This is a genomic window from Streptomyces sp. NPDC037100 (assembly GCF_055606225.1).
In genome coordinates this window covers 431820-451054 of the sequence record NZ_JBVJSX010000002.1, presented here as the reverse complement: position 1 = coordinate 451054, position 19235 = coordinate 431820, and the positions used below count along the sequence as shown (strand labels likewise).

The window sequence follows — 19235 nt, the reverse complement described above, 5'->3', positions numbered from 1 at the left end:
CTAGAAGAACGTGCGGACGTAGTCGACGACCGTGCCGTCCGCCTCCGCCACGGGGATCAGCTGCCACTTGTCGAACGAGGTGCACGGGTGGGACAGCCCGAGCCCGACCCAGTCGCCGACCTCCAGATCCGCCTCCGGCGCTGTGGCGAGCCAGGCGTGCTGGTCGGACAGGGCCGTCACCGACACGCCGGTGGCCGGGCGCTCGGCACCGTCCCGGCGGATCACCTGGGCGAAGGGCAGGTGGAGGTCGTAGGCCGCGTCCCGCTTGCCCGCGTTGACGAAGGCCTGCTCGGCGGAGGGCCGCGAAACCACCTGCGTCCACAGGCGGAACGCCGGCTCCAGGGCGCCCTCCTCGGGGACCCGGTTGAACGGCGTCAGCTTGCGGTAGTGACCGTCGTCGTGCGAGACGTAGGCGCCCGAGCGCAGCAACTTCAGCACCGGCAGGGACAGTTCGGGGATCTCCGCGAAGACGTCGGCGACCGCGTCGAACCACGCGCTGCCGCCCGCGCTGACCACGATCTCGTCCAGGCCCGCGAAGCGGCCCGCCTTGTCGAAGTCGGCGGCGAGCGCCACCAGCCGCCGCAGCCACGCCGTCACCCGCCCGGTGTCGGCCTTCGGCACCTCGCCCTCGTAGCCCGCGACACCGACGAGCCGCAGAGTCCGGGTATCTGCCACGGCGTCCGCGACCGCCGCGCACTCGGTCTCCGTACGGACACCGGTCCGGGCGCCCTCGCCCGCGGCGAGCTCGACCACGACGTCCACGGGGCGCGTGGCGCCGGCGTCCCGCAGCGCGGCGTCCATCAGCTCGACGCCGCGCACGGAGTCGACGTAGCAGACCAGCTCGAAATCCGGGTCGGCGTCGAGCTCGGCCGCGATCCAGCGCAGGGCCGCCGCATCGACCAGCTCGTTCGCCAGGAACACGCGCCGGGTCCCGAACGCCCGCGCCACCCGCACCTGGTGCGGCACGGCCAGCGTGATGCCCCACGCCCCGTGCTCGATCTGCCGCTGGAACAGCTGCGGGGCCATGGAGGTCTTGCCGTGCGGCGCGAAGGCCAGGCCGTGCCGGGCCGCGTACGCCTCCATGAGCTTCAGGTTGTGCTCCAGGCGCTCGGCGGACAACGCGAGCACGGGGGTGGCGAAGCCGCCGGTGAAGAGGTTGCGGCGCTGGCCGGCCAGCTCGGCGACGGTCAGCCCGTCGGCGTCCGGCGGGAGGCCCTTGAAGCGGTGGTCGACGCGCTCGGCGGCGAGCCGGGCGAGGGACTGGGCGGTGTCGGCCGTCATGGAGCCTCCTGATCTGCGGTGTTGCAGTCTCTGCAACCGTCATTGCGTAGAGCGCTGAACGCTGTCTAACATCTCGGCCACCCCCGGTCAATGAAACCGCCAGCGGCCGCCCCGGCGCCCCCGACGAGGAGCCAAGAGCATCGTGACCCCCACCGGACCCTGCGACGCCCCCGACGTCGTGGACGTCGTCGCGCTCGGCGAGTCCATGGTCACGTTCCTGCCGTCCCGGCCGGGACGCCTCGCCGACGTGCCGTCCTTCGAGCGGGGGATCGGCGGGGCGGAGTCGAACGTCGCCTGTGTCCTGGCGGCGGCGGGGCACTCCGTGCGGTGGATCAGCAGGGTGGGGGCCGACCCCTTCGGCGACCACCTGGTCGAGACGATCGGCGGGTACGGAGTCGACGTGGCACACGTCCGGCGCGATCCCGACCGCCCCACCGGCATCTACTTCCGCACCGCCGGGGACCGGGCCGGCGACGCCCACGAGGTGGCCTACTACCGGGCCGGATCGGCCGCCTCGGCGATGTCCGCCGGCACCGTGGACCCGGCGGCGGTGCGCGCGGGCCGTGTACTGCACCTCTCCGGGATCACCGCGGCGCTGTCCGGGACCTGCCTCGGCCTGATGCACGAGCTGACCACCCGCGGCCCCGGCCGCCCCCTGGTCTCCTTCGACGTCAACCACCGGCCCGGCCTGTGGCGCGACGGGGACCCCCCGACGGTCCTGCGCGACCTCGCCCGGGGCGCCGACCTGGTGTTCGTCGGACAGGACGAGGCCTGGGGGCTGCACAGCGCCGAAGCCGTCCGCGCCGCCCTGCCCGAACCGGAGGTGCTGGTCGTCAAGCAGGGCGCCGCGGGAGCCACCGCCTTCGAGAGGCGGGACGTCACCTTCGTGCCCGCACCCCGGGTCGACGTCGTCGCCGCCGTCGGCGCGGGAGACGCCTTCGCCGCCGGGTTCCTCTCCGCCACCCTGCGCGGACTTCCCGTGCGGGACCGGCTGCGGCACGGGCACATCATGGCCGCCGCCGCCCTCACCGTGCCCGGCGACCTCGCCGCCCCGCCCGCCCGGGACCACGCCGACCGGCTCGCCGCCCTGGACGACGCGGCATGGGGGAGACTGCGACTCGGCCCGGGCTGGACCGAGGAGACACAGCGGGCCGACGAGGAGGTACGTACGTCATGAGCCAGACCGTCGACCGCGCGCTGAGCATCCTGCCGCTGCTCGCCGAGGGCCCCGCCGACCTGGGGCAGGTCGCCGACCGCCTCGGTGTGCACAAGTCCACGGCCCTGCGCCTGCTGCGCACCCTCCACGAGCACGGACTCGTCTACCGCCAGTCCGACCAGCGCTACCGCCTCGGCGCCCGGCTCTTCGCCCTCGCCCAGGAGGCGATGGAGAACCTCGACGTCCGCGAGATCGCCCACCCCCACCTGGTGCGCCTCAACGAGAGCTGCGGACACACCGTGCACCTCGCCGTGTACGAGGAGAACGAGGTCCTCTACATCGACAAGGTCGACAGCCGCTACCCCGTGCGGATGTACTCCCGCATCGGCAAGCCCGTCGCCATCACCGTCGCCGCGGTCGCGAAGCTGCTCCTCGCCGACCTGCCGGAGCACGAGCGGCGGACGATCGCGGAGAAGCTCGACTACCCCGCCTACACGTCCCGTTCGACCCCCGACGCGGCCGCGTTCCTGCGCGAGCTGGAGAAGGTGCGCGAACAGGGCTGGGCCACCGACCTCGGCGGCCACGAGGAGTCCATCAACTGCGTCGCGGCGCCCGTCCGAGGCGCCGACGGCCGGGTCGTCGCCGCGATGTCGGTCTCCGCGCCCAACGTCGTCGTCACCGCCGACGAACTCCTCACCCTCCTGCCGCTGGTGCGCCGCACGGCGGACGCCATCAGCGGCGAGTACTCCGGCAGGACACCAGTGAAGGGCACCGCATGACGGACAAGATCGCACTCACCCCGAAGACCCACACCACCCCGCCGGCGAAGTTCTCCCACGGTGTGAGGAAGGGCAACATCCTCCAGGTCGCCGGCCAGGTCGGCTTCCTGCCCGCCGAGGAGGGCAAGGCGCCCACGCCCGCCGGGCCGGGCCTGCGCGAGCAGACCCTCCAGACCCTGGCCAACGTCAAGGCGATCCTTGAGGAGGGCGGCTCCGGCTGGGACGACGTGATGATGATCCGCGTCTACCTGACGGACGTGGCCCATTTCGCCGAGATGAACGAGATCTACAACGCGTACTTCGAGGAGCAGGGGCTGACCCAGCCGCCCGCCGCGCGCACGACGGTCTACGTCGGTCTCCCCGCGGGTCTCCTCATCGAGATCGACGCGCTGGCCGTCCTCGGCTGACCTCACCCCCCACCGGCCGGCGGGTCTGCTCTTCGAGATCGACGCGCTGGCCGTCCTCGGCCGACCTCACCCCCCACCGGCCGGCGGGTCTCCTCTTCGAGATCGACGCGCTGGCCGTCCTCGGCCGACCTCACCCCCCACCGGCCTGACCCCACCCCCCCCAACCGGCCTTTTCGAGGCGCGGCGCCGTTCGATGCGCCGCGCCGCGCTCCCCCCTGCCCAGAAGCCGCATGCCCTTACGCAGAGGACCCCCGAATGTCTCCTTCGCTCGCCGCGTCCGCCCCTGCCGAGACCCCACCCCACACCGGAGGCCTGCTCCTCCTCGTGGACGGCACGGCCGGACTCCTGCTCACCGCCGCGCTCGGCATCGTGCTGCTGCTCTTCCTCATCATCAGGATGAGACTCCAGCCGTTCGTCGCCCTGCTCGCGGTCTCCATAGCCGTCGGCCTCGCCGCCGGACTCTCGGTCACCGAACTCTTCGGCACGGTCCAGAAGTCGGACGCCGTCTCCACCATCGAGTCCGGCATGGGCGGCATCCTCGGTCATGTCGCGATCATCATCGGTCTGGGCACCATGCTCGGCGCGATCCTCGAAGTCAGCGGCGGCGCCGAGGTGCTGGCGGGGCGTCTGCTCGGCCTGTTCGGTGAGAAGCGCGCCCCGCTCGCCATGGGCCTCACCGGCCTGATCTTCGGTGTCCCGGTCTTCTTCGACGTCGGCATCTTCGTCCTGGCCCCGATCGTCTACGCCGCCGCCAAGAGCTCCGGCAAGTCGATCCTGCTCTACTGCCTGCCGCTGCTCGCGGGACTGTCGGTCACCCACGCGTTCCTGCCCCCGCACCCCGGCCCGGTCGCCGCCGCCGGTCTCCTCGACGTCGACCTCGGCTGGGTCATCCTCATGGGCATCGTCTGCGGTCTGCCCGCCGTGGTGGCCGCCTGGGGCTACTCGGCGTGGGTGGGCCGCCGCATCTTCGTCGCCGTGCCGCAGGACATGGTCGAGGCCGCCGAGGAAGCCAAGCAGGCCGTCGTCGACGAGCAGCGGGCCGCCGGGGTCGCCCCCAGCGAGCAGCCGGTCTCCCTCGGCACGGTCCTCGGCATCATCGGCACCCCGCTGGTCCTCATCCTCGCCGCGACGTTCTCCTCGATCGCCCTGGAGCCGTCCACACCACGCTCGGTGATCGAGTTCTTCGGCAACCCGTTCGTGGCGCTGACGATCGCCCTGTTCCTCGCGTACTACCTGCTCGGCATCCGCCGCGGCTGGTCCCGCAAGTCCCTGGAGACGGTGTCCACCGCGTCCCTCAAGCCGGTCGGCAACATCCTGCTGGTGGTCGGCGCGGGCGGCATCTTCGGCGCGGTCCTCAAGGCCAGCGGCGTCGCCCAGGCCCTTTCGGACACGTTCCACGACGTGGGCCTGCCGGTGCTCGTCCTCTCCTACCTGATCTCCGTGGTCCTGCGCGTGGCCCAGGGCTCGGCGACGGTGGCGATCGTGACGACGGCGGGCATCGTGGCCCCGCTCCTCTCCGAGGGAAACCACTCCCAGGCCTTCGTCGCCCTGGTCATCATGGCCATCTCGGCCGGCTCCATCTTCGCCTCACACGTGAACGACGGGGGCTTCTGGATGGTCGCGAAGTACTTCGGCATCAGCGAGCGGGACACCCTCAAGACCTGGACCGTGCTGGAGAGCGTGCTGTCCGTGGCCGGGTTCGCGGTCGCTGCGGTGCTGAGTCTGTTCGTGTAGGCGTCTGATAACGAAGTCGGGGTCGACTGTGTGCCGCACGGGTTTGTCGACCATACTGCTCCGCTGTGGAGCAGCGCATAGGTTCGAGCAGCCAGCCCCTGGAAGGCGCCGGATTCGACCCGGCTTTCATCCCCGGGCTCACGTCACCCGCGTCCGAACGGACGAAGGCGGACGGGCCGGAGAAGGAGCCTGAGGTCGCAGCGGCCGAGGAGGTCGAGGAGGCCGAGGAGGCCGTCCCCGAGCCGGAGGACACGGCGGAGACGGCACCCTCCGAAGAGGAGGAGGACACCGAGCCCGACGGCCCCGTCTTCGAGGCGTCCGACCGCCGCGCCCGGCTGGTCGCCGACCACAGAGGCGTACGCATGTCCCTGGACGACCAGGAGTGCGAGTTCCGCTGGGACGAGATCGGCGCGGTGGAGACGGAGACGGCCCGCTTCGGCAAGCGGTACACCGTCACCGTCCACACCCCTGACCGGCGCTGGTACCCGATCGAGATCGAGGCGCCGGCCAGGAGCCACTTCAAGGAGTGGGACGAGCAGTTGGACGCGGTACTGGACGCCTACTTCGAGGAAAACGCGGAGTAAGGGGCGGGGGCGCTGCCGATGTGTGGCGCCCCCGCCCGGGCACGCCTCAGCTGCAGTACTGGGTTTCCTTCCCGATGGACCTGTACATGCAGTCCGCGTTCTCCAGCAACTGCAGCACCGCATCGCGGTTACGGGAGGTCTCCCGCTCGATCACCTCGTCGGGCGGGTAGAACCCACCCCCACCGGACCGGGGGTACATCTCGAAGGTGTACGCGAAGATCTTGTGCGTGCCCCAGAGGTAGTCGTCGATCGACCCGTCGGTGATGTACAGGTCGCTGGACTGCTCCGCCGTGTAGCCGTTGCTCGCGGCCATCTTCCGCCCGACCGCCTTGAACGCCGCGTTGTCGTCCGCGGTCATCCCGGTCGTGGTGTCGGAGTACGTGTAGCCGAACGGCCACAGCACCAGCTCGCTGTAGGTGTGGAAGTCGACCCCGGCCTTGATCTGCTGCTTGCCGCCGACGACCCGGCTGCGCACGAAGTCGGAGACGACCTTCACCTCGGGCGCCGACTCCGCAGCCGAACCCCGGTACGTGTCGGAGGACGTCGACCCCGAGGAGCCGCCGCAGCAGCCCCAGCGGTAGTCCCAGTTGCGGTTCAGGTCCGTACCGACGTACGACGAACCGGAGTTGGGCTGCCGGTTCTTGCGCCAGGAGCGGTACGAGCCGGTGGCGATGTCGTACTCGCCGCCGTCCGGGTTGATGTCGGGGACGATCCAGATCTCACGGTTGTTCACCATGCCGGTGACGCGTGAGTCGGAACCGTAGTCGGAGGTCAGCTCGCGCAGCAGGTAGAGCGCCATCTCGACGGTCAGGTGCTCGCGGGCGTGCTGGTGGTGCGTGAACAGCACCTCCGGCTCGGACTCGTCGGCGCTCACGTTGTCGCTGATCTTGATGGCGACGATGTTCCGGCCCTGGTAGGACTTGCCGATCACGCGCTGGCTCGCGATGGACGGGTTGGCCGAGACGATCGAGTTGATCTCGTTCGTCATCTCCGCGTAGTTGTGGTACTTCGAGTCGGCCGACGGGAAGTCGAGGAGCCGGACGTCGTCCTCGCCGGCGGACCGGTCGGGCGCGGCGCCGAGCGGCGTGACCTCGTAACCCAGGGTGCGCAGCTTCTTGATCTGGTCGGCGCGGCCGGAGACCACGACACCGTGACCGTGGACCTCGTCCACGGTCACGCCCGTGCGCTGAAGTGCCGTGCGGTCCTGGGCCGTCGAGTGCAGATGGATCTCGTACTGCCGGACGTCGTCCGCCGAGGCGGCCGGCTTCCCGGCGCTGTCGGCGGTGGCGTCACCGGTCGTCGCGGACAGGGGCGCCGCGAGGACGAGGGCGAGGAGGCCGGCGAGGGCGGCGGTGCGTCTGCCGGTGCGGGCACCGGAGCCTCTTGTGCGAAGTCGCATGAAATCTCCTTGTGGGAGGTGGGGTTGTTCCGTGCGACGTACGGGTGCGGGTGGCGCACATCGTTCTGCTAATGGCATGAGCAGGTCAAGACTGAAAGCGGCCGCGCAGTGTACGCGCGCGGAGTCACGGTCGAGGTGTCACGGCGGAAGTGCACCCCCAGGGGTGGCTCCGGCGTGCATATATGTACGGGCCTCGGAGAGAGTGAGGTCCGCGCACAGGGATCCGGAGTGTCCGGATCCCGGACCCCCACCCCTCAGAGGACTGGCTGATCATGGGCGGATCAGCGCCACGACGGGACCATCACCTGCCGGCCGAGACGACCAGCTTCGTCGACCGGCGTGGCGAACTGACCCAGGGCCGCGAACTGCTGGCCCGCACGCGGCTGGTGACGCTGACCGGACCGGGCGGCGTCGGCAAGACCCGGCTCGCCGCGCGCATCGCGGCCCGGGTGCAGCGTGCCTTCCCGGACGGCGTGCGCTACGTGCACCTGTCCGGACTGCACGACCCGGCCCTCGTCCCGCTGGCCGTCGCCGACGCGCTCGGGCTCCACGACCGCTCCGCCCAGCCACCCCTGGACGCCCTCGTCGAACAGGTACGGGACCGGCGGCTGCTCCTCGTCGTCGACAACTGCGAGCACCTGGCGGACGCGTGCGCCCGGCTCGCGGCGGCCCTGCTGCACGGCTCCGAGGGCGTCCGGATCCTCGCGACCAGCCGGCACCGGCTCGGTCTCACCGAGGAACACCTGCTGGAGGTACGGCCGCTGCCGGTGCCCGACCCGGACGGCGACCTGTCCGCCGCCGAGGGCTACCCCGCCCTCCGACTCTTCAGCGACCGGGCCGCCGCCGTCGTCCCCGGCTTCCGCCTCACCCCGGCCAACCGCGCCTCCGTCGCCCGGCTGTGCCACCGCCTGGACGGTCTGCCCCTGGCCATCGAACTCGCCGCCGTCCGCATGCGGGTCCTCGACGTCGACCAGCTCCTGGACCGCCTCGACGACCGCTACCGCTTCCTCACCACCGGCAGCCCCGCGGCCCTGCCCCGCCACCAGACCCTGCGCGCGGCGGTCGCCTGGAGCCACGACCTGTGCACCGTCCCCGAGCAGACGGTGTGGGCCCGGCTGTCGGTCCTGCCCGGCAGCTTCGACCTGGAGACGGCGGAGGCGGTGTGCGCGGACGACACTGCCCCGGAGAGCAGCCGACCTCCGGTTGGGGCCCGACCTCCGGTTGGGGCCCGGCCTGCGGGTGGTGCCCGGCCTCCGGGCGGTGCCGCGTGTCCGGATGGTGCCGGGTGTGCGGGTGGGGCCGGGTGTCCGGGTGGTGTCGGGCCTTCGGGTGGAGCCGGGTGTCCGGATGGTGCCGGGTCTCCGGGTGGTGCCGGGCCTTCGGGTGGTGCCGGGTGTCCGGAGAGCAGTCGACCTCCGGTCCGAGGCCGGCCTCCGGGCGGTGCCGGGTGTCCGGATGGTGCCGGGTCTCCGGGTGGTGCCCGGCCTCTGGAGAGCACCCGCCCTCTCGGGGGCGTCGTCGCGGCTCCGGAGGGCCGGGGGCAACTCCTCGCGCTCCGGCGTGCTGTCCTGCCCGCCCTGCCCGCCCTGCCCGACCGGCTCACGGACGACTCCGCTCCCGCCACTCGGCCCGCGGCAGCGCGCACCGGGCCCCCCGGCCTGAGCACGGACGACGTCCTGGAGGCCGTCGCCGGGCTCGTGGACAAGTCCGTGCTCTGCCGGGAGCCCGGGCCCGGCGGTGTGCGCTACCGGCTGCTCGACACCCTGCGGCAGTACGGGCTGGAGCAGTTGCGGTGGGACGCCGGGCAGGAGGAGGCCGCCCGGCGGCGGCAGCGGGACTGGATGGCGCGGCGGGCCGAGGAGTGCGAGCGCGGCTGGTTCGGGCCCGGGCAGCCGGAGACGGTCGCCCGGCTGCGCGCCGACCGGGACAACCTCCGCGCCGCCCTCGACTTCAGCCTCTCCACCCCCGGCGAGGCCCTCGCCGGGCTGCGTCTCGCCGGCACGCTCTGGTTCCACTGGCACGCCTGCGGCGCCACCCGCGAGGGCCTGTACTGGCTCGACCGGGCCCTGACCGCCGCCCCCGGCCCGACCCGGGAACGGGCCCGTGGCCTGTGGGTCGCGGGGCTGCTGGCCGCCGCCACCCGGGACTTCCCCCGGGGCCGCCGTCACGCCACCGACGCACTCGCCCTCGCCCGCACCCTCGGCGACGACGCCGAGGCCGCGCACGCCGAGTACGTCATCGGCGTCATCCGGCTGTTCGGAGACGACCTGCCCGGAGCACTGCGGCACTTCGAGACCACCGTCGCCCGCGGCCCCGTGCCCGGCCAGCACCTCAGCCTCGTCTGCCTCGACCAGGTCGAACTCGCCTGCTCGCTGGGCTACCTGGGCGAGGCCGAGCGGGCCGTCGAGGTCTGCGAGCGGGTCCTCGGGCTGTGCGAACGGCACGGCGAACAGTGGGTCCGGTCCTACGTGCTGCGCATCCTCGCCCTCGCCCACTCCGTGCGCGGCGACTGGCCCCGGGCCGAACGGCACGCCAAGGAGGCCCTGCGGCTCAAACTCGCCGTCCACGACGTCATCGGCATCGCCCTCACCCTCGATCTGCTCGCCTCGATCACGACCGCACGCGGCGACCACGAGCACGCCGCCGTGCTGCTGGGCGGCGCCGACCGCGTCTGGGCCGACATCGACACCGGCCGCTGGGGCTCCCACACCCTCAACTCCGTACGCCGGGACAGCGAGGAGCGGGCGGGCCGGGCCCTCGGACGCGAGGCGTTCGAGCGGGCCCATCGCCGGGGAGGGGCCCTGGGTCTCGCGGAACTGGCCGGCCACGAGCTCCAGGACCCGGGCCGCCCGCACCCCACGGAAACCGCCACCGCGCCCCCGCACGACGACGGCACGGTCCGTCTGACCCGCCGTGAGAGCGAGGTCGCCCAGCTCGTCGCCGAAGGGCTGGCCAACCAGCAGATCGCCGACCGCCTGGTGATCGCCCGCCGCACCGCCGAGGGTCATGTGGAACGCATCCTCGGCAAGCTCGGCTTCAGCAACCGCAGCCAGATCGCCGCCTGGGTGACGGCTCGGCGCTGCCCCGCCCCCACCTCCACCCACCCACCCGAGGGGACCACGTGACCACCGGAGAACTCAGTCCGTTCGACCACCGCATGGCCGTCTTCGACTCCGACGACGGCTTCCTGGCCGCCGCCCTGCCCTTCCTCGGCGAGGGCCTCGACGCCTCCGGAGAACCGCCGCCGGTGGCCATCGCCGCCCCGCACCATCTGGACCTCCTGCGCGACGCCCTCGGTTCCGGCGCGAAGGACGTCACCTGCATCCCGCACACCGACTGGTACACCGGCTCCGCCGCCAACGCCGTCGCCCGGGCCGCCGCGTACCTCACGGCGCACGCCGGCCCCGGCGGCCGGCTCCACCTCGTCATGGAGCCCGTCTGGAGCGGCCGCGCCGGCCGTTCGGCCCGCGAGACCACCGAGTGGATCCGCTACGAGGCCCTCGCCAACCTTCTCTTCGCCCCCATGTCCACGACCGCGCTGTGCGCGTACGACACCCGCACCGCCGGTCCCGCCGTCGTCGCCGCGGCCCGCCGCACCCACCCCGACACCGAGGTGTACGAGGACCCGCTGCGGCTCGTGGCCGAACTCGACGCCGTACCGCTGCCGTTGCCGCCGACCGGTGCGCTGCGCCTCCCGCAGCCGCACGGCGCGGCCGTGCAGAGCTGGGGCGTGGGGCGGGGGCTGCCCGCCGCGGACGCCGAGCTGTTCGCCGCCGCCGTGGCGGAGAGCGCGGCGGCCCTCGCGCCCCTCGACGGCGACCTCCGGCTGTGGGGCGATGCACCCGGCTGCGTCTGCGAACTGCGCTCGGCCCACCGTCTCGACGACGCGCTCGCCGGCTTCGTCCCCCCGGCCGCCGGAACGGAACCGGGACCGGGACCGGGGCTGTGGTACGCGCGTCAGGTCTGCGCCTACGTGGACATCCGCGACGACGCCGACGGAGCGACGGTCCGTCTCCAGTACGCGTGACCTTCTCACCTGCACAAGCAGGTAGGGGATCGGGTAGTCCTCCCCGTGCGCGGGACCGCCCGAGGGGATCACCCTGGACCCATGCTGCAACTCTCCGGGCGGCACCACCTCCCCGACCCCGACGCCCGCTACGGCCCGTTCCCGCAACCACCGTTGGGAGCGGGGCAACTGAGGGTCGAGTACGCACCCCGGCCCTCCGCCGTCCGTGAGGCACGCGCGGAGGTCCGCAGGCAGTTGGAGTGCTGGGGGCTCGCCGAGCGCGGTGACGTCGCGGACGTGGCCGAACTGCTCGTCGGCGAACTGGCCACCAACGCCCTGGTGCACGCCGGGAGCCCCTTCCGGCTCACCCTCTTCGCCGCGCACGGCTTCCTGCGCTGCGAGGTCGCCGACGCCGCACGCCGTGTGCCGCGGGTCCTGGACGCGGGCACCGGGGAGAGCGGCCGTGGGATGTTCCTGGTGGACGCGCTCGCCCAGCGCTGGGGCTGCCACCGGGACGGGCCGGGCAAGACCGTGTGGTTCGAGCTCGGCACGTGCGGATCGGACGGCTGCGGTCGGCGACAGCCGTGACGCTCCGCCGGCCGGGCCCCCGGGCGGTGCGTCCAGCCGCCCGGGCCCGGCTCCGGTCCGCTCGTTCATCGTGGGGGTTTCGCGCAGGTCTCGCACCCCCGGGGGTGATTCCGCTCAGGCCCTCTTGTCGGCCCGGCCTCATTGCGGTTTCTTGACCTTCATGGCGGACACCACGGGAAACACCACGGAAAGCGCGGCCACGCATCCCCCGCAGCCCCGGAAGGCGAGCTGGAAGTACATCGGGCCGGGCATCGTCGTCGCGGCGACCGGCGTCGGCGCCGGCGACCTGGTCGCCACACTCATCGCGGGCAGCAACTTCGGCTACACCCTCCTGTGGGCCGCGATCATCGGCTGTCTGGTGAAGATCTCACTGGCCGAGGCGGCGGGCCGCTGGCATCTGTCCACGGGCCGCACCCTGTTCGACGGCTGGGCCAGCCTCGGCCGCTGGATCACCTGGTTCTTCGCCGTCTATGTCGTGGTCTGGGGCTTCGTCTACGGCGCGGCGGCGATGTCGTCGAGCGCGCTGCCGCTGCAGGCGCTGTTCCCGGACGTGATGGACCTCAAGTGGTGGGGCATCGCCTGCGGTCTGGTCGGCCTGGTCTTCGTCTGGTTCAACAAGTACGCGGTGTTCGAGAAGGTCATGACGGTCCTGGTGGGCGTCATGTTCGTGGTGACGGTGTACCTGGCGATCCGGGTCACGCCGAACATTCCCGACGCCCTCGCCGGACTCCTGCCGGTACTGCCGGACGAGAAGGACTCGATCCTCAACACGCTGGGCCTGATCGGCGGTGTGGGCGGCACCATCACCCTCGCGGCGTACGGCTACTGGGTGAACGCCAAGGGCTGGACCGACACCGGCTGGATGAAGGTCATGCGCCTGGACAACCGTGTCGCCTACGCCACCACCGGCATCTTCGTCGTCGCGATGCTGTTCGTCGGCGCGGAGCTGCTCCACTCGGCGAACGTCGCCATCGCCAGCGGTGACAAGGGCCTGATCCAGCTGGGCGACATCCTGGAGAAGGAGTACGGCCAGGCCACCGCGAAGTTCTTCCTGATCGGCTTCTTCGCCACGTCCTTCACCTCGCTGATCGGCGTCTGGCACGGCGTGAGCCTGATGTTCGCCGACTTCGTGGCCCGGCTGTCGGGTACGGGCCAGGCCAAGGGCGACGAGGTCGCCTCGGGGACACGCGAGCGCTCCTGGCCGTTCCGCGCCTACCTGCTCTGGCTGACCTTCCCGCCGATGATCCTGCTCTTCGAGGGCCAGCCCTTCCGCCTGATCATCATCTACGGCGTCCTCGGCGCGGCCTTCCTGCCGTTCCTGGCCGGCACCCTGATCTGGCTCCTCAACTCCTCCCGCACCCCGCGGGAATGGCGCAACGGGGCCCTCAGCAACGCCATGCTCGCCGTCGCCGGCCTGCTGTTCCTGATCCTGTGCGTGAAGCAGATCTGGGACCAGCCGTGGGGGGAGTTCTTCTGAGGCGGAAGAATGGCCGGATGACCCAGCAGCCCCCACCACCCGGCCCCGGCTTCGGCCCGCCCCCGCCGCAGTACGCGCCGACGCCGCCCCCGTACGCGCCCCCGCAGCAGCCGCCGTACGTCCAGGCTCCGCAGCAGCCGCCGTACGTCCAGGGTCCCCCGCAGCCAGCGGGGGACGGCCCGGACTTCCTGGCCGTCGACAAGCGCAACGCGGTCGTCGTCGACGCGTCGGGCGTCGCCTTCGAGTCGTCCGGTCTCTCGATCGAGTTCCGCTGGCCCGAGATCCGCAGCGTCCACTACCAGGCGAGCCCGAGCGGCAAGGCGCTGATGGTCGCCGTGATCCACATGGACGGCCGGTTCTTCGAGTGCGTGGTGGAGGCCAAGCCCAGGTCGCGGCTCCAGGAGTGGTTCCCGCAGCTGGCCTGGGTGCTCGGCCACTACCGTCCGACGGGATAGGGGCTGTTACGGCAGCCCGTGCACGTGCGGCCCCACCGCGTCGGACCAGGCGTTGCCCGCCGTGGCGTCCCAGTTGGTCGACCAGGTCATCGCACCGCGCAGGTCGGGGTACGTCCGCGGCGGCTTGAAGGTGCCGCAGCCGGTTGCCTTGGTCAGGCAGTCCAGGGCGTTGTTCACCACGGCCGGCGAGACGTAGCCGCTGCCCGCCCCGCGCGTCGAGGCCGGCAGGCCCAGACCCACCTGGGACGGGGCGAGACCGTTCTCCAGCTGGATGCAGGCCAAAGCCGTCAGGAAGTCGACCGTGCCCTGGCTGTAGACCTTGCCGTCGCAGCCGAGCATGGAACCGCTGTTGTAGTACTGCATGTTGACGACCGTGAGGATGTCCTTCACGTTCAGCGCGGTCCGGAAGTAGCCGTTGGACGTGGACTGCATGTCGATCGTCTGCGGTGCCATCGTGAGGACGAGCGAGGGGCCCGCCTTCGCCGACAGGGCGCGCAGCGCCTGCGTCATGTACGTCGCGTTCAGGCCGTTCTCCAGGTCGATGTCGACGCCGTCGAAGCCGTAGGTCTGCATCACGGAGTACACGCTGTTCGCGAAGTTCGCCGCCGACGCCGCGTCGTTGACCGACACCGTGCCGCGTTCCCCGCCGACCGAGATGATGACCTTCTTGCCGGCCGCCTGCTTCGCCTTCACGTCCGCCTTGAACCGGTCGACCGTGTAGCCGTTCAGCCCGGCCGAGTCCAGGGTGAAGGACACCGCCCCTGGCGTGCCCGTGGCGTCGGCGAAGGCCACCGCGATGATGTCGTAGGCGGCGGGGACGTCCGAGATGCGCTGGACCGTCGCGCCGTTGTCGAAGTTCTGCCAGTAGCCGGTCACCGCGTGCTCGGGCAGCGCGGGGCCCGGGCCGTTCGGCTGGTTCGTGGTCCCCGTCACCGCCGCCGACTTCGGCGACTCACCGGCCCCGTTCGTCGCCGTGACCTGGAAGGAGTACGACGTCGAAGCCGCCAGCCCGCTCGCCGTCGCCGAGGTGCCGGAGACGGCCGTCACCTTCGTGCCGTCGCGGTAGACGGTGTAACCCGTCGCCCCGGAGACCGTGTTCCAGGTGAGGGAGACCGACGAGGAGGTCGTGCCGGAGACGTTCAGGCCGCCCGGCGCGGACGGGATCGTCGGGCCCGGGTCCGTGCCCCCGCCGCCGTCGGGGCCGAACACCGACACATCGTCCGCGTAGTAGGCCGCCTGCCCGTACCAGCCGTGCGTGTACACCGTCACCGAGGTCGTCGAGGAGCCCGTGGTGAAGGTGGTCGACAGATGCTTCCAGGAGGCGGAGTCGGGCGTCCAGGTGGACACGTCCGTCGTGCCCGTACCCGTCACGCCGAGGTAGGCGTACCCGCCCCGGACCCAGGCGCCCAGCGTGTACGTCGCGTTGGGCTTCACCCGGACCGTCTGGGCGCACCGGGCGTTGTCCTGCCCCGACGGGGTCGCCCGCAGCGCGGCCGCGCCGGTGCGGACCGGGGAGGGGACGGTCGTGCCGCTGCCCGCCGAGCAGGTCCAGTCGCTCAGGCCCGACTCGAAGCCGGCGTTCCTGGCGTTGTCGACGTCGGCGGCCCTCGCCTGGCCGACGGTCGTGACAGTGAGGGCCAGGGCAGCCGTGACGGCACCCGACCACAGCCGCAGGGATCGTCTGTGTGGGGACATGACAAGAAAATGGTCCAGACCAAAGCGACTGTCAAGAGGTCTGGACCAACCTGTCGAGCAGCACTCCCGCCGCGCATCCCGCGAGCAGCACACCCGTGGACATCCAGAACGCCGCACCCGCGCTGAATGCCCGCCCCGGCGACGATCGCGGCCCGCTCGGCCGAGTTCGCCTCCGTGAACCCAACCTGCTCGGCCGAGTTCGCCTCCGTGGACCCGATCGACTGCCCGACACCGGCGGCCGAGAGGGCCAGGACGATCGCCGCGCTGGCGACGACCACCCCGAGGTGCTCGGTGCCGGCCGCCCTCCGGTCGTCGAAGACCGGTCTGTGCCCGTACGTCTCGCCCCCCGGTCGTCGAAGACCGGTCTGCCCCCGTACGTCCGAAGGTCGCCCCCGCCCGCCATACGGCCCCCTCCTCACCCGGTCCGAGTCTCGTTCGGACGGCGAACGTAGGTACGCGACGATGCGTCAGGCGTGGGCCTCAGGACCCAGGCGAAGGCCCACCGTCACCGCCGGGCCCGCCGGGCCCACGCCCGGGACCGCCCCGGGCCCGCCGAGACGACCGGCAAGATGCTCAACCTGCCCCGTTTTGACGCCTCTTGTGCAACGGCAGTTGTTCTCCAGCTACACAAACGCTGTTCTCCGGTCACAGAGGCGTGGATACAGTGCTGAGGTAGTCACGCAGTGAAGTCGACACGGTGCGCCGGAGTGACACCCGGCGTTCCGACCGGCATGGGGAAACGGGGAGCTGCGCGTGCCAACTGCCATTGCCGTGACCAGCGCCGACATGGCGCTGCCGCCACAGGACGAACGCACCCTGCCCGCGGTCGTGCTGCGGGACGTCGACCGACGGCCCCTGGAGCAGGTGCTGGCCGAGATGCAGGCCCTGGTCGAGCACCACGGGCATGTGATCGTGGTCTGCTCGCAGGCCGCGCCCATTGCGGTGCAGCGACGGCTGCACACCCTGCGCTCCCTCATGGAGAGCGACCGCATCGCCCTGTTCCGGCCGGACCTGCCACCCCTCGGACTGGCCGTCCTGGCCCGGCAGTTACGGCAGCTCGCCTCCTGCGACATCAGCCCCGGCGTGCTCGCCTCGGCCGGCCGGCTGCTCGTGCACTACATCCACGCCGGCGCGCTGCTGAACTCCGTGGCCCGCCTCGACCGTGTCCCCGTCGGCCTGAAGTCGCACGCCAAGTCCTGGGTGCCCGGCAGTCAGTTCGGCGTCCTCGCCCACCCCGAGCCGCACCTCGTGAGGATCACCCCCGAGGCCCGGCTCCCCGGCCCCGAGTTCGGCACCTGGATGCTGGTCGCCAAGGGTCAGCTCCAAGCCGACTGGGTCACCGGCACCCTCGCCCCCTCCTGGAAGGTGCAGGGGCTGCGCGAGACCCCGCTCCCGGCCGAATCACCCGGCTGGTGGGGCACCGGCAGGCTCATCGAGTTCTGCAGCTACCTGCCCGACCTGTCCGTCCTCTACCAGCTGGTCGCCTCCGTCCGGCGCAGCCGGTGCCACTGGTGCGGCATCGACGTCATCGGGGACCGCTGCGTGTTCTGCTCGGCCATGCCACCCGTCCACGACAGCCCACCCCCCAAGCAGCTCGAGAGCCGAACGGCCGTCGGCTGAGGCCTGACACCGCTCGTCAGCACTGTTCCGATCCCGCTCGACCGATATCCCCAACGAGGTTGTACGGCTCATGAACTCCCGTCAGCGCCGCGGCGTGATTCTCCTGCTCCTGTCGGTCGTCTGCGCCCTCGGCGCCTTCGCCGGCGTGCTCTCCGTCATCAGCGACGTGGAGTCGAAGGTCGGCCCCGAGGTCACCGCCTACCGGCTCAAGTCCGAGGTGCCGCCCTACACCACCCTCAGCACGGGCCAGTTCGAGAAGATCAAGATGCCCGAACGGTGGCTGTCCGACAACGCGGTCACCGATCTGCGCGAGATACAGGGCAAGATCGCCGTCACCACGCTGCGCGCGGGCTCCCTGCTCCAGTCCGACATGATCGTCCGTCGGCCGGCCCTCCAGCCCGGCCAGCAGGAGGTCGCCATCATGATCGACGCGGCGACCGGCGTGGCCGGCAAGATCACGCCCGGCGCCTCGGTGAACGTCTACGCCACCTTCGAGGGCGCGCGCGAGGGCGACCCCGACCAGTCGAAGATCATCGTCACCAGCGCCAAGGTCCTCGACGTCGGCGAACTCACCGCGCTCAAGCCCGACGAGAGCAACCGCACCCAGCAGCCCACCGACGCCGTCCCGATCACCTTCGCACTGTCCGCCCTCGACGCCCAGCGCATCACCTACGCCGAGTCGTTCGCCAAGCGGGTCCGGCTCGCCCTGGTCGCGCCCGGCAGCGACACCACCGTCCCCGACCGGGACCGGACGTACGAACTCGCGAAGGACAAGTGAGAGGCTGCCATGCCCACGAGGATCCTCCCGGCGGTCGGTGACACGGACGCGGCCCGGTCCGTCACGACACTGCTCAGCCAGCTCCCGGACGCCGAGCCCGTCGCCCCCGTGGTCGACTCCACCCAGCTCATCGACACCCTGGCCCGGCTGGCCGCCGAGTCCGTCGACGAGCTGCCGGAGGTCGTGATCGTCCACGAGCGGATCGGCCCGGTCCCCGCGCTGGAACTGATCCGCGAAGTGGCCCTGCGCTTCCCGGCCGTCGGCGTCATCCTCGTCACCTCCGACGCCGGCCCCGGCCTCTTCCAGGCCGCCATGGACTACGGCGCCCGCGGCCTGGTCGCCCTGCCCCTCAGCTACGAGGAACTCGCCAGCCGCGTCCAGGCCGTCGCCCAGTGGTCCGTCGGCGTACGACGGCACCTGGGCGCCGGCGGCGACGTGTTCACCGGTGTCGGAGGCACGGTGGTCACGGTGAGCGGAGCCAAGGGCGGCGTGGGCACGACCCTGACGGCGATCCAACTGGCCCTCGCCGCACAGGCCTCCGGCCGCAGCACCGCCCTGGTCGACATGGACCTCCAGACCGGCGACGTCGCCTCCTACCTGGACGTCCAGTTCCGCCGCTCCGTCGTCGACCTCGCAGCCATCACCGACATCTCCCCGCGCGTCCTCGCCGACGCGGTCTTCCGCCACGACACCGGCCTCGTCCTGCTGCTCGCCCCCGCCGAAGGGGAACGCGGCGAGGACGTCACCGACCGCGCCGCCCGGCAGATCGTCAGCGCCCTGCGCTCCCGCTACGAGGTCGTCGTCATCGACTGCGGAGCCCAGCTCGGCGGCGCCGGCGCGGCGGCCGTGGAGATGGCCGACCGGGCCCTGCTGGTCACCACGCCGGACGTGGTGGCCGTACGGGGCGCGAAACGGGCCGTGCGGATGTGGGACCGGCTGCAGATCCGCAAGGCCGAGGAGACGACCGTCGTCGTCAACCGGCATTCGCGCGGTACGGAGATCCAGCCGCCCCTGATCCAGAAGATCACCGGCACGGCGGTCGCGGCCACCGTGGTCCCCGCCAACTTCAAGGAACTGCAGAGCGTCGTGGACGCGGGACGTATCCACGAACTGGAGAACAAGAGCTCCGTGAAGCAGGCCCTGTGGGGTCTGGCGGGGGAGCTGGGACTGGTCAAGGCCCCGGACGGTGCCCAGAAGGGGGGCCGGGGGGCGGTGGGCTTTCGGCGGAGGAGGGAGGGGTGAGGGTGTTTTCAAGGGAGCGGGACAGGGGGCAGGT

16 protein-coding genes are annotated in these 19235 nt (G+C 71.8%); 13 read left to right on the top strand and 3 right to left on the bottom strand.

The window, feature by feature from the left end:
- Positions 1-1281: an amino acid deaminase gene (locus tag ACZ7EG_RS07180; RefSeq protein ID WP_471073520.1), complete on the bottom strand. Its 1281-nt coding sequence runs from the start codon at positions 1279-1281 to the stop codon at positions 1-3.
- Positions 1282-1423: 142 nt separating this feature from the next.
- Here ACZ7EG_RS07180 and ACZ7EG_RS07175 point away from each other — a divergent pair, with 142 nt between their 5' ends.
- The 5 genes from ACZ7EG_RS07175 to ACZ7EG_RS07155 all read left to right on the top strand — a co-directional run bounded on the left by ACZ7EG_RS07175 (position 1424) and on the right by ACZ7EG_RS07155 (position 5941).
- A complete protein-coding gene (locus tag ACZ7EG_RS07175; protein ID WP_471073517.1) occupies positions 1424-2458 on the top strand; it encodes a sugar kinase in 1035 nt (344 codons plus the stop codon).
- Positions 2455-3216 (top strand): IclR family transcriptional regulator, encoded by a 762-nt coding sequence (locus tag ACZ7EG_RS07170; protein ID WP_471073513.1) that lies wholly within the window; start codon positions 2455-2457, stop codon positions 3214-3216. The genes ACZ7EG_RS07175 and ACZ7EG_RS07170 overlap by 4 nt, the downstream gene beginning before the upstream one ends.
- Entirely contained in the window at positions 3213-3623 is a 411-nt protein-coding gene (locus ACZ7EG_RS07165) for a RidA family protein (protein ID WP_471073510.1), read from the top strand. The genes ACZ7EG_RS07170 and ACZ7EG_RS07165 overlap by 4 nt, the downstream gene beginning before the upstream one ends.
- A gap of 255 nt (positions 3624-3878) precedes the next feature.
- On the top strand, positions 3879-5357 hold the full coding sequence (locus tag ACZ7EG_RS07160; protein WP_471073507.1) for a GntP family permease: 1479 nt from the start codon (positions 3879-3881) through the stop codon (positions 5355-5357).
- 65 nt (positions 5358-5422) lie between these two features.
- Positions 5423-5941: a hypothetical protein gene (locus ACZ7EG_RS07155; RefSeq protein WP_471073504.1), complete on the top strand. Its 519-nt coding sequence runs from the start codon at positions 5423-5425 to the stop codon at positions 5939-5941.
- 46 nt (positions 5942-5987) lie between these two features.
- Here the strand turns inward: ACZ7EG_RS07155 and ACZ7EG_RS07150 are convergent, their stop codons facing one another.
- The gene (locus ACZ7EG_RS07150; protein ID WP_471073501.1) at positions 5988-7340 is read right to left on the bottom strand and encodes a M14 family metallopeptidase; all 1353 of its coding nucleotides are present in this window, start codon (positions 7338-7340) and stop codon (positions 5988-5990) included.
- A gap of 272 nt (positions 7341-7612) precedes the next feature.
- Between ACZ7EG_RS07150 and ACZ7EG_RS07145 the strand changes: the two genes are divergently transcribed.
- From ACZ7EG_RS07145 to ACZ7EG_RS07125, 5 genes are all read left to right on the top strand, one after another.
- Entirely contained in the window at positions 7613-10465 is a 2853-nt protein-coding gene (locus ACZ7EG_RS07145; protein WP_471073498.1) for an ATP-binding protein, read from the top strand.
- Complete coding sequence (locus ACZ7EG_RS07140; protein ID WP_471073495.1) at positions 10462-11367, top strand: anti-sigma factor RsbA family regulatory protein; 906 nt, start codon at positions 10462-10464, stop codon at positions 11365-11367. The genes ACZ7EG_RS07145 and ACZ7EG_RS07140 overlap by 4 nt, the downstream gene beginning before the upstream one ends.
- A gap of 81 nt (positions 11368-11448) precedes the next feature.
- Positions 11449-11934, top strand: a complete 486-nt coding sequence (locus ACZ7EG_RS07135) for an ATP-binding protein (RefSeq protein WP_471073492.1) — start codon at positions 11449-11451, stop codon at positions 11932-11934.
- A gap of 160 nt (positions 11935-12094) precedes the next feature.
- Positions 12095-13411, top strand: a complete 1317-nt coding sequence (locus ACZ7EG_RS07130; RefSeq protein WP_471073489.1) for an Nramp family divalent metal transporter — start codon at positions 12095-12097, stop codon at positions 13409-13411.
- A gap of 17 nt (positions 13412-13428) precedes the next feature.
- On the top strand, positions 13429-13866 hold the full coding sequence (locus ACZ7EG_RS07125; RefSeq protein WP_471073486.1) for a hypothetical protein: 438 nt from the start codon (positions 13429-13431) through the stop codon (positions 13864-13866).
- 6 nt (positions 13867-13872) lie between these two features.
- Here the strand turns inward: ACZ7EG_RS07125 and ACZ7EG_RS07120 are convergent, their stop codons facing one another.
- Positions 13873-15561 carry a chitinase gene (locus tag ACZ7EG_RS07120; RefSeq protein ID WP_471073483.1) on the bottom strand — a complete coding sequence of 563 codons (1689 nt, stop codon included), beginning with the start codon at positions 15559-15561 and terminating at the stop codon, positions 13873-13875.
- 786 nt (positions 15562-16347) lie between these two features.
- Between ACZ7EG_RS07120 and ACZ7EG_RS07115 the strand changes: the two genes are divergently transcribed.
- The 3 genes from ACZ7EG_RS07115 to ACZ7EG_RS07105 all read left to right on the top strand — a co-directional run bounded on the left by ACZ7EG_RS07115 (position 16348) and on the right by ACZ7EG_RS07105 (position 19201).
- A complete protein-coding gene (locus ACZ7EG_RS07115) occupies positions 16348-17181 on the top strand; it encodes a hypothetical protein (protein WP_471074842.1) in 834 nt (277 codons plus the stop codon).
- 70 nt (positions 17182-17251) lie between these two features.
- Positions 17252-17959 (top strand): Flp pilus assembly protein CpaB, encoded by a 708-nt coding sequence (cpaB, locus tag ACZ7EG_RS07110; protein ID WP_471073480.1) that lies wholly within the window; start codon positions 17252-17254, stop codon positions 17957-17959.
- 9 nt (positions 17960-17968) lie between these two features.
- Positions 17969-19201, top strand: coding sequence for an AAA family ATPase (locus tag ACZ7EG_RS07105; RefSeq protein ID WP_471073477.1), 1233 nt, complete (start codon positions 17969-17971; stop codon positions 19199-19201).
- Positions 19202-19235 lie beyond the last annotated feature (34 nt).